This window comes from Cohnella hashimotonis, from assembly GCF_030014955.1.
In the GTDB taxonomy this organism is placed as follows: Bacteria; Bacillota; Bacilli; order Paenibacillales; family Paenibacillaceae; genus Cohnella; species Cohnella hashimotonis.
In genome coordinates, this window is record NZ_JAGRPV010000001.1 from 5,383,118 (window position 1) to 5,396,030 (window position 12,913).

At 58.1% G+C, this 12,913-nt stretch carries 11 protein-coding genes; 2 read left to right on the forward strand and 9 right to left on the reverse strand.

The window, feature by feature from the left end:
* Positions 1-44 precede the first annotated feature (44 nt).
* Positions 45-692: a PAQR family membrane homeostasis protein TrhA gene (gene trhA / locus KB449_RS21900; RefSeq protein ID WP_282910374.1), complete on the reverse strand. Its 648-nt coding sequence runs from the start codon at positions 690-692 to the stop codon at positions 45-47.
* Positions 693-965: 273 nt separating this feature from the next.
* On the opposite strand from trhA, the gene KB449_RS21905 reads away from it, so the two are divergent.
* Complete coding sequence (locus KB449_RS21905) at positions 966-1,868, forward strand: aldo/keto reductase (RefSeq protein ID WP_282910375.1); 903 nt, start codon at positions 966-968, stop codon at positions 1,866-1,868.
* 143 nt (positions 1,869-2,011) lie between these two features.
* Positions 2,012-2,680, forward strand: coding sequence for a DUF559 domain-containing protein (locus KB449_RS21910; protein WP_282910376.1), 669 nt, complete (start codon positions 2,012-2,014; stop codon positions 2,678-2,680).
* A 616-nt stretch (positions 2,681-3,296) separates the two neighbouring features.
* On the opposite strand, the gene KB449_RS21915 is transcribed toward KB449_RS21910, so the two are convergent.
* From KB449_RS21915 to KB449_RS21950, 8 genes are all read right to left on the reverse strand, one after another.
* Positions 3,297-4,253 (reverse strand): ABC transporter ATP-binding protein, encoded by a 957-nt coding sequence (locus KB449_RS21915; protein WP_282910377.1) that lies wholly within the window; start codon positions 4,251-4,253, stop codon positions 3,297-3,299.
* Positions 4,246-5,277, reverse strand: coding sequence for an ABC transporter ATP-binding protein (locus KB449_RS21920; RefSeq protein WP_282910378.1), 1,032 nt, complete (start codon positions 5,275-5,277; stop codon positions 4,246-4,248). Before KB449_RS21920 ends, KB449_RS21915 begins: the two co-directional genes overlap by 8 nt.
* Before the next feature lie 13 nt (positions 5,278-5,290).
* Positions 5,291-6,205, reverse strand: coding sequence for an ABC transporter permease (locus KB449_RS21925; protein WP_282910379.1), 915 nt, complete (start codon positions 6,203-6,205; stop codon positions 5,291-5,293).
* Positions 6,206-6,208: 3 nt separating this feature from the next.
* Positions 6,209-7,138, reverse strand: a complete 930-nt coding sequence (locus KB449_RS21930) for an ABC transporter permease (RefSeq protein WP_282910380.1) — start codon at positions 7,136-7,138, stop codon at positions 6,209-6,211.
* Positions 7,139-7,267: 129 nt separating this feature from the next.
* Positions 7,268-8,965, reverse strand: coding sequence for a peptide ABC transporter substrate-binding protein (locus KB449_RS21935; protein ID WP_282910381.1), 1,698 nt, complete (start codon positions 8,963-8,965; stop codon positions 7,268-7,270).
* A gap of 325 nt (positions 8,966-9,290) precedes the next feature.
* Positions 9,291-10,745 carry a nicotinate phosphoribosyltransferase gene (locus KB449_RS21940; protein ID WP_282910382.1) on the reverse strand — a complete coding sequence of 485 codons (1,455 nt, stop codon included), beginning with the start codon at positions 10,743-10,745 and terminating at the stop codon, positions 9,291-9,293.
* Positions 10,746-11,263: 518 nt separating this feature from the next.
* Positions 11,264-11,863 carry a GTPase gene (locus tag KB449_RS21945; RefSeq protein ID WP_282910383.1) on the reverse strand — a complete coding sequence of 200 codons (600 nt, stop codon included), beginning with the start codon at positions 11,861-11,863 and terminating at the stop codon, positions 11,264-11,266.
* Positions 11,860-12,903 carry a GTPase family protein gene (locus KB449_RS21950; RefSeq protein ID WP_282910384.1) on the reverse strand — a complete coding sequence of 348 codons (1,044 nt, stop codon included), beginning with the start codon at positions 12,901-12,903 and terminating at the stop codon, positions 11,860-11,862. Before KB449_RS21950 ends, KB449_RS21945 begins: the two co-directional genes overlap by 4 nt.
* Positions 12,904-12,913 lie beyond the last annotated feature (10 nt).

Consider the following 12,913-nt stretch of genomic DNA (forward strand, 5'->3'; position numbering starts at 1 on the left):
ATAACGCTATCATGGGCCATTCTACTACAATTTCCGGGGAAATATCAGTAAATCCGCAAAACGAACAACAGAATGGCGAAAAAGTGCGCGATCGAGCCGCCGAGCACGAACAGATGCCAGATGGCGTGATGGTAAGGAAAGCCGCGCCAAACGTAGAAGATCGCGCCGATCGTGTACAGCAGTCCGCCGCCGATGAGCAGCTGCATGCCCCCCGCCGACAATGCCGCGGTTAGCGGCCCCCAAGCGAGAACGATCATCCATCCCATTAAGATGTAGACAAGCGTGGACAGGTAGAGGAACTTTTTCGTAAAAAACGCTTTAAAAACGACGCCGCCGATCGCAAGCCCCCAGACGAGGCCGAACAGCGTCCAGCCCAGCGGGCTGCGCAGCACGGTCAATAATATCGGCGTATACGTGCCGGCAATAAACAAATAAATGCACGAATGGTCGAAGGTCTCGAACAAATTCTTCAGACGTCCCTCCCGGAGGGCGTGTACGAGCGTCGAAGCCGTATATAAGAGGAGCATGGTCGTGCCGTAGATCGCGAAGCTCGTTACATGCCAGGCCGTCCCGTACAGGCTGGCGTAGACGATCAGGATCGTCAGCGCCGAGACGCTCAATACCGCGCCCAATCCGTGCGTTATGGCGTTGGCCACTTCTTCTCTGCGGGTATACACGTACGTGTTCGCCATCTTCCAGATCTCCTTCCGAATGCGGACTAGCTTCTTACATTTTAACATCGGCGCTTTAAAAAGCGAAATCGGACCGCGCCGGATCCGGATGGAAACCGTATCGGGCGGATAAGGCTTACGGGGATTGTTCTGCATTCAACATATGCGGGGACCAGCCCAGAGGTGAGCGGCATGTGCAGGCGATTTTGACCGTTATTTTGCGTGAGGAACAGCCTTCAAGGGTACAAATGGGGTAGCAAGACCAACGAATCGACTTACGGGAGGGAATCGGATTTGGAGACGCGTAAATTCGGCAAAACCGATATGAAGGTGTCCGTGCTCGGCTTCGGCAGCGCCGAGATCGGCATGGATAGCTCCAAGGCGACGGACCGCGAGGTCGGCGATCTGCTCAACGCGCTGCTGGACGAGGGCGTCAACGTGCTGGATTCCGCTTCGAGCTACAAGCGCAGCGAGAGCCTGATCGGCCAGCTCGTCTCGAGCCGGCGCAGCGAATTCTACATTTTCAGCAAGCTCGGCGAAGGCGAGAGCGTCGGTCTCCCTTATCCGGACTGGGACGTCCGCAATGTGCGGCCCAGCATCGAGCGGACGCTGCGGGATCTGCGAACCGACTACGTCGACCTCATGATGATCCACAGTTGTTCGGAAGCCGTGCTTCGTCAAGGCGATTTGATCGAGGCGCTGCGCGATCTGAAGCGGGAAGGCCTGACGCGCTACATCGGCTACAGCGGCGACAGCACGGACGCTTTGTATGCGGTAAACACGGGCGTCTTCGACGCGCTCGAGACGTCGATCAACATCGCCGACCAGGAAGCGCTGCAGCTCACCGTGAGCGAGGCGGCCAAACGCGACATGGGCATCATCGCGAAGCGCCCGATCGCCAACGCAGTCTGGGTGCGGCAAGGGCTTGAGAACGCGCCGGACCCCTACGTGGAGCGGCTGGAGAAACTCAACTATCCGTTTTTGAAAAACGACTCCGATGCCATCGCAGAGAACGCACTCCGTTTTGTACTCTCCGTGCCGTACGTGGACACCGCGATCGTAGGCACGACCAACCTGACGCATTTCCGGCAGAACATCGGGTATGCAGCCAAAGGCAAGCTCCCCGACCGCGAGATTCTCGACATCCGCAACCGCTGGCTGGAAGTTCAGGAGCCGGCTTGGGCAGGGTTGAAGTAAGATCCGAGAAGCGAGCTTGGATTACCGCTTGCCGCCGTGCGGCTCCCCTTCTATAATGTAACTATCGAGACGAAGAACGTCCCGCCTGCATTCCCTTTGAGGATTGCCGCGGGGCGTTTTTTATTTGCCGGGAGGTTGGGTCGATGGGATTCGAGCAAGCGCACGAAGCCTTTATCGCGCAGCATTTATCTGCGAGATCGGGCGAGCGCAGGGGCAGACTGGAACGCGGACATCGGGAGGCAGAGAAGCTGTTCTGCCAAAACGTGTGGTGGAAGCTGCATGGACACTTTGAAGGGCTGCACCCGGAGTACGAGGTGAGAGATTGGCGCGGCTTGTCTTACTTTTGCGATTTCGTATGGATTCGCGTCGCAGTGAAGCTGGTCATTGAGATCAAAGGCTTCGGCCCGCATGTGCGCGACATGGACCGGCAGAAATACTGCAACGAACTGAATCGCGAGACGTTTCTGACCGCGATGGGTTATCAAGTCATTAGCTTCGCGTATGACGACGTAGTGTCGAGGCCGGAGTTGTGCGTGACGCTGCTTCGCATGCTGTTCGCCCGCTACCAAACGCAGTCGCTCCCGATTGGCACGGACAAGCTTATGGAACGGGAAATTATTCGGATGGCCGCTACGCTCGCACGTCCGGTGCGACCGATAGATGTCTCGACACATCTTCGTATCGGTCACCGGACAGCGCTTCGCATGCTGAACGCGTTATGTGAGGCGGGCTTGTTAACGGAAGTACGCGGACCGGAAGGTAGCCGGATCGTACGATACGAAGCGACGGATGCGGCATGGAAGTGGCTATGAACACGTTGTTCGTTAGCTTCATTCGTGGGGTTGCACCGTTCGGAGTAATTAATAGTGGTTAAAAGGCAGTTATTTCGGCAGTTATCGCGAGCGCGAATCCAAGAGTTGTTAAAAGGCAGTTATCTCGGCGAGATTTTAGTGAGCGGAGTCGGTTTTAAAGAAATAGCTGCCTTTTGACCCTTATTCGAAAAATTCTATCGTCTATGAGAGAAATAAATGCCTTTTGACACTTATTTGAAATGGAGGCCGCGGCGGAGCGTGAGATTACCGGACGTGCGGCGTGTCAGGTGCGGAGCTATGAGGTTTCTCAGGGTTACTCGGGGTTACTCGGGGTTACTCGGGGTTACTCGGGGTTACTCGGGGTTGACGGGGTTGACGGGGTTGACGGGTTGACGGGTTGACGGGTTGACGGGTTGACGGGTTGACGGGTTGACGGGTTGACGGGTTGACGGGGTTGACGGAATTAAACCGAGGAGTTACTGGAACGGCTGAATTACTCGAGCCTGCGGGGTTTTAGAAGGTGCCCTGGCAGGCGGGGGTCGCATCCCTCGCAACCGCGCACCAAGCAAAAAAAACGCCGGAGGCGTATCCTCCGGCGCGGGTTTTGCGATTACTATTAATAGAGGTGGCAGGCCACGGCGTGGCCCGGCTTGACTTCTTTGAACTCGGGCATCGTCTTGGCGCAGATGTCCATCGCGTGCGGGCAGCGCGTGCGGAACGGGCAGCCGCTCGGCGGATTCAGCGGGCTCGGGATCTCGCCCTTCAGGATGATGCGCTCGCGCGATTTTTGCTGCTCGGGATCCGGCAGCGGGATCGCGGACAGCAGCGACTGCGTATACGGATGCAGCGGGTTTTCGTTGAGCTCGTCCGATTCGGCGACCTCGACCAGCTTGCCCAGGTACATGACGCCGATGCGGTCCGAGATGTGCTTGACCATCGCCAGATCATGCGCGATGAACAGATAGGTCAGATCGCGCTCGCGTTGGAGCTTCTTGAACAGATTGACGACCTGCGCCTGCACCGACACGTCGAGCGCGGAGATCGGCTCGTCCGCTACGATGAACTTAGGCTCGATGGCCAGCGCGCGTGCGATGCCGATCCGCTGGCGCTGACCGCCGGAAAATTCGTGCGGGAACCGGTTCGCGTGCTCTTCGTTCAGGCCGACGGCGTCCAGCAATTCGGCGACGCGTTCCGTGCGTTTGCGGCCGGAGGCCAGCCCGTGGATCTCGAGGCCTTCGCCGATGATCTTGCCGACGGTCATCCGCGGGTTGAGCGATGCGTACGGATCCTGGAACACCATTTGCATTTCCTTGGTGAACTTGATCCGCTCGGACTTCGTGAGCTTGCTCACGTCGCGGCCGTCGAACTTGATGCTGCCGGAGGTCGGCTCGTACAGCTGCATGATCGTGCGCCCCGCGGTCGACTTGCCGCAGCCGGATTCGCCGACGAGACCGAACGTCTCGCCGCGCCGCACGTTGAAGTTCAGGCCGTCCACGGCCTTCAGCACGCGGCCGCCGGACAGATTAAAATGCTTGCGCAGATCCGTCAATTCCAGAATAGGCGCGTTAGACATTTGCGGCACCCCCTGTCTCGATCGGCCTGTCTACCTTGGGAGCGTCCGGATGGTTCAGCCAGCACTTGGCCGTATGGGCCGGTCCGTCGATCTCGAACTGCGGCGGATCGTTCTCCATGCACACCTTCATGGCATACGGGCAGCGAGCCGCGAACGCGCAGCCTTTAGGAGGCGCGTACAAATCGGGCGGCGTGCCCGGAATGGACGTCAGCTCGCTTTTCTTGTCGGTGTCGAGGCGAGGTACCGAGTTCAGCAGTCCCCAGGTATAAGGATGACGAGGATTATAAAAGATATCGTGCAGGCTGCCCTGTTCGGCAACCTGTCCGGCGTACATGACGATAACGCGCTGCGCCAGCTCGGCGACGACGCCCAGATCGTGCGTGATCAAAATGATGGACGTACCGGTCTTCTCCTGCACGTCGCGCATGACGTCCATGATCTGCGCCTGGATCGTCACGTCGAGCGCCGTCGTCGGCTCGTCCGCGATCAGCAGCTTCGGATGGCAGGCCAGCGCGATCGCAATCATGACGCGCTGACGCATGCCGCCGGACAGCTCATGCGGATATTGGTGAATACGGCCTTCCGGATTCGACATGCCGACGAGCTTGAGCAGCTCGATCGCACGGGCCAGCGCCGCTTTTTTCGACAGCTTCTCGTGCTTGCGGATGCTTTCGGCGATCTGCATCCCGACGGTCATCGTCGGATTCAGCGATGTCATCGGGTCCTGGAAAATCATGCCCATTTCGGCGCCGCGAACCTTCCGCATTTGCGACTCGCTCAGCTTGGTGATGTCCTTCTGGCCTTCGTATAAGATAGAGCCTTCTTTAATATAGCTGGGCGGCGTCGGCGTGAGGCGCATGAGCGTCTGGGCGGTGACCGATTTGCCGCTGCCCGACTCTCCCACGATTGCGAGCACTTCGCCTTTATCCAGTTTAAAGGAGACGCCGCGAACCGCTTGCACCTCGCCCGCATGCATCTTGAACGATACGCGCAGGTTGTTTACTTCCAATAGAGGCTTGCTCATCGGACTCCCCTCCTTATTTTCTCATCTTGGGATCGAGTGCGTCCCGCAGGCCGTCCCCGAGCAGGTTAAAGCTCAGCAATATCAAGCTGAATATGATCGTCGGAAATACGAGACGGTGCGGATGGTAACGCATATACGTCGCGCCGTCGCTCAGCAGATTCCCCAGCGACGCCAGCGGCGGCCGGATGCCTAATCCAATAAAGCTCAGGAAGGCCTCGGCAAAAATGGCGGTCGGCACGACGAACGTAATCTGAACGACGATGACGCCGAGCGCGTTCGGAATGAGATGCTTCAGTATGATACGGAAAGGCTTGGCGCCCAGCGCCCTGGCAGCCAACACGAACTCTTGCTCTTTTAACACGAGCATCTGTCCGCGTACGAGCCTCGCCATCGAGACCCAGCCGGTGATGGCATAAGCCAATATAATGGTCGATACGCCCGGCCCGAGCACCATCAACAACAGGATGGAGAGCAGCAGGTAAGGGATCGAATAAATGACTTCGATAAAACGCTGCATGAAGTTGTCTACCCTGCCGCCGAAGTACGCGGAGATGCCGCCGTACAGCACGCCGATGACGAGATCGAGCAGCGCGGCCATAATGCCGATGAACAGGGAAATGCGGGCGCCCCACCAGACGCGGGTCCACAGGTCGCGACCGAAGTCGTCCGTGCCGAAGTAGTGGGCGGCGGAAGGACGAAGATTGACGGCGCTTGGATTTTGCGTCTCATAGTCGTAGCCGCTGACGAGAGGCACGATAATCGCAAGCAGCGCGATGACGATCATGACGACAAGTCCGGCCATGGCCAGCTTGTTCTTTTTAAGACGCCGCCAGGCGTCCTGCCAATAACTGACGGAAGGGCGAAGAATCGCTTCTCTGTCGCCAGACTTGACCGCCGGCTCGAATTGGCTCTTGGCGATGTTGTCCATTGTCTATCTCCCCTTCCCTAAGCGAATCCGCGGATCGACCAGGCCGTACGCGATATCCGTGATGAACATGACAAAGATCAGGATGGCTGCGTAAAAGATAGCGAGCCCTGCGATCATCGTGTAGTCCGTCGTTACGATCGACTGCACGAACTGGTGACCGAGACCCGGCACCGAGAAAATCTCCTCCACGATAAGCGTGCCGGTGACGACATTAGCGGCGATAGGACCAAGAATCGTGACGACCGGCAGTATGGCATTGCGGATCATGTGGTTCCAGACGATCGCGTTGCCGCCGATGCCCTTGGACTTGGCGGTCTTGATATAATCCTGCCCGGCGACATCGAGCATGGAAGCACGCATCATCCGCGCGAGGATGGCGATGGTGCCGAACGAAAGCGCGAGCGCCGGCAAAACACGGTGCTCGGGACCGTTCCACAGTCCCGGGGGCAATATCCCCCATTTAACGCCGACAAAGTATGAAAGCAGCGGCCCGACAACGAACGACGGCACGGAGATTCCGATAATCGCAATAAGCATTGCGGTATAGTCTCCGGCTTTGTTGTGTCTCAGCGCCGCGAAAATGCCAAGTAATAGGCCGATGATGACGGCGAATACCAAAGATTCTGCTCCAAGCTCGAGCGAAGCCTTGAAGTTATGCTTGATAATATCGACGACTTCACGCGTCGGATACTGGTAGGAGACGCCGAGGTCCCCTTGAACGACTTTGCCCATGTACTTCAAGTATTGCTGCCAGACGGGTTTGTCCAGGCCATATTGCTCCCGCAGGATCTGCAGATTCTCGGGCGACAGCTTCGATGCATTCTCGCCGAACGGATTGCCCGGAAGCAGCTTCATCAGAAAAAAAGTAGCGGTGATTACGACCCAAAGCGTAATGATCATATAAATAAACCTGCGCAAGGTATACTTCAGCATGGAAAACCCTCCCTTCATCGAATTTACTAGCATCAAGCACATGAAGGAAGCCGTTCAAGAACGGCCTCCCTCATGGTTGGCGTTGACTGTACCAGGTGCGTTAGTCGTAAAGCAAGCTTGACGCTTGTCTTATCCTTCGAAGTGAGCCCACTTCAATTCGAAATCGGGGCCGTAAGGCGGCAGGATCAGATCCTTCAGCTTCGGATTGATGACGAACGGCGAGGAACGGAAGTACAGCGGCGTGACGGCAGCTTCGCTCAGCAGGATCTTCTCGGCTTGCGCCATTTCGTCGGCGCGCTTCGCGTTGTCGGTCTCGAGTTGAGCGGCCTTGACCAGCTTGTCGTATTCGGCGTTCGACCAGTCTTGCGTGTTGAACGAACCGCCGGTCAGGAACATGTCGAGCCAGGTCATCGGATCGTTGTAGTCCGCGCCCCACAGGGAGCTGACGATCTGGTAGTTCTTGGACAGCTCGCGATCCAGACGGTTCGCGTGCGGCAGCGGCTCGGTCGTTACGTCTACGCCCAGGTTCGTTTTCCATTGGGAAACGAGATACTCGAGCATTTTCTTGCCGGTCTCCGTGTCGTCGCCGATGATGGAGAGCTTAGGCAGCGTAGCGCCGGATTCCGCAAGGCCTTCAGCAAGCAGCTGCTTCGCTTTGGCTGCGTCGAAGGCAGCTTCGGTGTCGCCTACGACCGTACGGAAGTCCTTGCCATTGCCGTCCTGGTTGCCGGCCGGCACGAAGCCGGTCGAAGGAACGGAACCGTTTTTCAGAACGAGGTTGGCAACGCCGGCACGGTCGATTGCCATCGTGAACGCCTGCCGAACCTTAACGTTGGCGAACGCGGGAACCTTCGTCGCTTGGAAGTTCAGGTAACCCGTAACGAGCTCCTTCTTCATTTGCAAATCCGGCTTGCCGTCGTAGGCGAGCATTTGGTCGCCCTTGACGTCGGCATAATCGGTCGCGCCCGTTTCGTACAGGTTCAGGCCAGTCGCCGTATCCTTGACGATGTTCAACGTTACCTTCGTCAGCTTGACGTTGGCGGCATCCCAATACTTGTCGTTCTTTTCAAGCACGAGCTGCTGCTCGTGGTCCCACTTCGTCAGCTTGAACGGACCGGCGCCGAGCACCTTGTCCGCATCCGCGCCGCTCTTATCGCCTTGAGCGGAGACGAACTTCTCGTTTTGCGGGTAGAAGTTCAAGAACGCCAGCTGAGCCGTGAAGAACGGAATCGGGTGGTCGAGCGTGATCTCCAGCGTCGTGTCGTCCTTCGCGACGACGCCCATCTTGTCTTGCGCAGCCTTGATCGCGGCGTCGTCCTTGGCGGCCAGAACGTCATTGCCGCCCTTGACCCAGGCGACCATGAAGCCGTAAGTCGCCTTCGTACGCGGATCGACGGTGCGCTTGAAGGAATAAACAAAGTCCTTGGCGGTCAACGGATCGCCATTGGCCCAGGTCAGACCGGACTTCAGCTTGATCGTATAGACCAAGCCGTCTTCAGAGATTGTCGGCATGCCGTCGGCCAGCGCAGGCTGCGGCTGCAAATCTTTATCCAAACGGTACAGACCTTCGCTGATAGCGCCGAGAATCGTGAACGACGCGGCACTCTCCGCGATCGATACGTCCAGCGCCGGCGGATCCGCACGGTAGTTCATCACGAGTTCGGTCTTGGAGGAGCTGGATGGCGCGCTCGCGCTTGCGGACGAGCTAGCGCCGGAGCTGGCGCTTGGGCTGCTGCCTGCGTTGTTATTGTTGTTGCCGCAAGCAACCAACGAAGCGCCGAGCAGCGTCAACGTAAGAATACCTGACACAATCTTCCTTGTCTTCATGTACTGGCCTCCCCAGATTTTTGATCGAGCATAATTCGCATTTACTTTTTCCAGTTTTCTAGCGGATGCTCTCTCTCCTAGGCGATTATAAAGCAAGATTCTGAAGAAATCTATGATATTTTGCACATTTTTTAATCAAACGTTGAAATAAATTTTACATGATTTAGCGTGTAAAAGCGGCTATTCTTTAACGCGTTTTCCCTTTAACGATGGAAAGTGATAAATGAAAACGAATTCAATTGTCACTTATCCACAACCAATAGATCAGGAAACCTATTACATGTCACCGACATGTCAGTTACCATTTAATGTTTGTAACTGGAAATTAAAAATGCTCGATTTGCGAATGTTTAGCGATTAAATCCATTTTCAGCTTCCATGCTCGTTCGCTTAAGTTGACCCGGTAAAGCTCCGGGTTAAGCTTGCGCAAATACTGCGGCCAGAACTGACCGATCTGCGCGTCATGATAAGCGCGGATTTCTTCGAGCGACGGCAGCTGCGCCGCCAGCTCGCCGTCTACGATAACCGGCTTTAACAGCGGCACTGCGTCGTAACGATCGATATATTTATGAATGTACGGGTGCACCGGGTCGAACAGCTTGATCCGGCGACCTTCGCGAATATCGTCCTCGTCCTTGAGGGCGATATAATCCCCCTCCGCCTTCCCCGTATCGCGGCCGATGATACGGTAGACGTCCTTGAGGCCGGGCGTCGTCACCTTCTCCGGATTCGCGGAGATCTTGATCACCGGCTCGTAGACGCCGTCGCGCGAGATCGCGACCATCTTATACACGCCGCCGAGCGAAGGCTGGTCGGCAGCCGTGATCAGCTTCGTGCCGACACCCCAGACGTCGATTCGCGCGCGCTGGCTTTTCAGGTTGTCGATGATATGCTCGTCCAGATCGTTGGAGGCGGTGATCTTGACGTAGTCGAGTCCCGCTTCGTCAAGCATCTTCCTCGCCTGCTGCGAGAGGTAAGCCAGATCGCCGCTGTCCAGCCGGATGCCGACCATGCGCTTGCCGGAAGCCTCGAGCAGCCTGCCGATCCGGATGGCGTTCGGCACGCCGCTGCGAAGCGTATCGTACGTATCTACAAGCAGCGTGACCTGATCCGGGAGCGCCTCCGCGTATTTGCGAAAGGCCTCCTCCTCCGTTCCGAATACCTGAACCCAGGCATGCGCATGGGTACCTTTGGACGGAATTCCGAACAGCATGCCGGCCCGCATGTTCGAAGTGGCATGGAAGCCTGCGACATATGCCGCGCGCGCCCCCCATATGGCCGCGTCCGCCTCCTGTGCCCTGCGGGTCCCGAATTCCAGGAGCATATCGTCCGGAGCGACCTGCCGGATTCGCGAAGCCTTTGTCGCAATCAGCGTCTGATAGTTCAGGAAGTTCAGCATGGCCGTCTCGATCAGATGCGCTTCGAAGAGGCGCGCTTCGACCCGGACGAGCGGCTCGTTCGGGAAGGCCAGCGTCCCCTCGGGCATCGCATGCAGGCTGCCCGTGAAGCGGAAGGACCGGAGCGCTTCGAGGAAGCCGGGCGCATAGTTTTCCTCTTGCCGCTTCAGGTAGTCAAGCTCCCGCTCGCCGAATCGAAGCGCCTCGATATACCGGACGATGCGCTCAAGACCGGCGCAGACGGCATAGCCGTTGCCGAACGGCAGCTTGCGAAAATAGATCTCGAACACGGCCCGCTCGTTGAGCGTGCCTTGCACCCAGTGCGCATACATCATATTAATCTGGTACTTGTCCGTATGGAGAGTCAGATCGGTCGCGGTCATCCATTCAGCTCCTTCCGTTAGAGGCGCTTGCGGCAAGATTTGACCGCATCGCCTGTATTATGCATCCGGGGCCGCTAGTTCATTCCAGAGCGCCCCCGTAGCCCATCAAGCGACATTCAAGAACTGCGCGTTCGACTAGACCCCGAAGTTGATGATAGTTCCGGATGGCTCGGCGGTAATTGTTACAATCGTACCCTTAGCCCTGCGCCCTGAATCAAGGAATAATATAGAAAATTATACTATCTTAATCCAGAAAAGGAAGAACCGTCCGGAGATCAAGATCCCCCTGACGGTCCTTTAGGTTTGGCGGATATTAGAAATCCGGGATGTTCGCGAAACGCTTATTGGCGGCTCATCCGCACAACCCTTCGCATTTAATTTCCTCCGCCCGCTCATTTTCCGGCTTTTGCTTTGAAATCCGGCTGGCTCCGTCACGGGCGAAAGTGCGCTTGCGGACAAAAATAAGCCTCCGCGGAGGCTTATTTCCTGCTTCTATTCGAATACCGGTCAAATTCGCTTCAAATGCCGGCGTACTGCCGGATCTCATCCAGACCCATGCCGGTCCTGGCGCTGTAAAGCACCTTCGGTCCGGAGAACCGCTTTGCAAGCTCGCCGAGCAGCTGCTCCCGATCCTCATCCTCCAGACTGTCCGCAAAGCTGCGAACGAGCAGCGTCCGCTCCGCGAGTCCGGCCCGCGCAATGCCGGCGAGCAGCCGGTCGTCCGCGGCGTGGAGCTTATCCTTGAAGACGAGCAGGAGTCGATCGAACGAGCGATAGGGAAACAGACGAAAAAACGTCTCCGCCGGATGCGCGGCCGTACCGTAGCCGGGCGAATCGACGAAGACGGCTTCTCCGCACGCATGGATCAGCGCGGCATTCGGGTCATGCGCCCAAGAGGTCGCGTCCGTCCGCTGGCCGACGACAGGCCTCGGCACGCAGGCTCGGTCCGTGAGCAGGTCAAGCAGCGCCGACTTGCCTGCCCCAGGCTGCCCGAGAATCGCGATCTTGCGGCGGCGCGGGATGACGGCGAGCTCCGAGGCGAGCCGCCTCAGATTGCGCTCCAGCACCGTCGGCTCCGCGCCCGCCCCGCCCCCTGCGCGCTTCGCCTTCGCGCTCAAGGCTGGCGCTCGATTCCGAGCTCCCGCTCCAGGATGCGCTCGGCCAGCTCGTGGCAGTCGTTCAGATACGACTTGCCGGCCGCGAGCGTCATGCCGAAGCCAGCGGCCGCCGCGATCGCCTGGCCGACGATCGGCACGAAGCGCCCGACAGCGGTCGACGCGCTTTTGCCCGCGAACTTCTTCAGGAGCAGCATGATGCCTTCCTTCGTGCCGTAATCGAGCACCCGCTTGCCGAGCGGCAGGAGCGAGGGGATCAGCTTGTTCACCTTCTCGTCCGTGAGTCCGTACGAGGCCCGGATCTCGGCAAACATCTTGTACATGATGGACATGTCGACCCCGACGTTCACGCCGGGTACCGGATTGAGGCCGTTGGCGGCGGCGAGCCCCGCGTATTTGTACACGGACTTCTCGCAAGCTTCCTTCTTCGCCTCGAGATGCGCGAGGCTGAACGCCTTGGCCGACCGCGCGTACTTCTCCTGCAGCGCGGGCTCGAGCGCCGCCTTGATCCCGTCCACCAGCTCGCTCAGTCCCTCGCGGGTCCGGCAGCTGACGAAGTACACATGCTCGGGCGCGCCGATCTGGCGAGCAACATCGGAGACGATCTCCGCCTGCAGCTCCTCCGTCGTGCGGCCGTCCTCCCACAGATCGTCGAGCTTGTTGCGGACGAACAGGCAGATCCGCCCTTTTTCCCGCAGCTCCTTGAAAAAAGCGGTGTCCGCCTCGTGGAACTTGCCCGCGAATACGCAGAGAAACAGGTCAAGCTCCTCGGGACGGAACCGGTCCATCCATTCATTGGGCGGAAAACGGGACGTTCCGTATCCCGGCAGATCCACGAGAAGCAGCTCCTCATGAGCGATGATCTGCGCCTCTACCGTCGTATCGGTCGTCACGCCCGTGCGCGCGACCGGCTGCCCGACGATCTGATTGATGAGCGAAGACTTGCCCGAGCCCGGCTGCCCGAACAGGGCGATCCGGAGCTTGGCATTCTGCTCGTCTTCGATATCCTGCTTCAGCCTTGCCGCATCCTCTCTAAGTCCCATCCGCAGCTCC

Excerpts from the sequence above, each read along its gene's own strand:
- KB449_RS21950 (WP_282910384.1), bottom strand. The coding sequence starts at position 12,903 with ATGGGACTTAGAGAGGATGCGGCAAGGCTGAAGCAGGATATCGAAGAC.
- KB449_RS21935 (WP_282910381.1), bottom strand. The coding sequence starts at position 8,965 with ATGAAGACAAGGAAGATTGTGTCAGGTATTCTTACGTTGACGCTGCTC.
- KB449_RS21940 (WP_282910382.1), bottom strand. The coding sequence starts at position 10,745 with ATGACCGCGACCGATCTGACTCTCCATACGGACAAGTACCAGATTAAT.
- KB449_RS21920 (WP_282910378.1), bottom strand. The coding sequence starts at position 5,277 with ATGAGCAAGCCTCTATTGGAAGTAAACAACCTGCGCGTATCGTTCAAG.
- KB449_RS21915 (WP_282910377.1), bottom strand. The coding sequence starts at position 4,253 with ATGTCTAACGCGCCTATTCTGGAATTGACGGATCTGCGCAAGCATTTT.
- KB449_RS21930 (WP_282910380.1), bottom strand. The coding sequence starts at position 7,138 with ATGCTGAAGTATACCTTGCGCAGGTTTATTTATATGATCATTACGCTT.
- KB449_RS21910 (WP_282910376.1), top strand. The coding sequence starts at position 2,012 with ATGGGATTCGAGCAAGCGCACGAAGCCTTTATCGCGCAGCATTTATCT.
- trhA (WP_282910374.1), bottom strand. The coding sequence starts at position 692 with ATGGCGAACACGTACGTGTATACCCGCAGAGAAGAAGTGGCCAACGCC.
- KB449_RS21925 (WP_282910379.1), bottom strand. The coding sequence starts at position 6,205 with ATGGACAACATCGCCAAGAGCCAATTCGAGCCGGCGGTCAAGTCTGGC.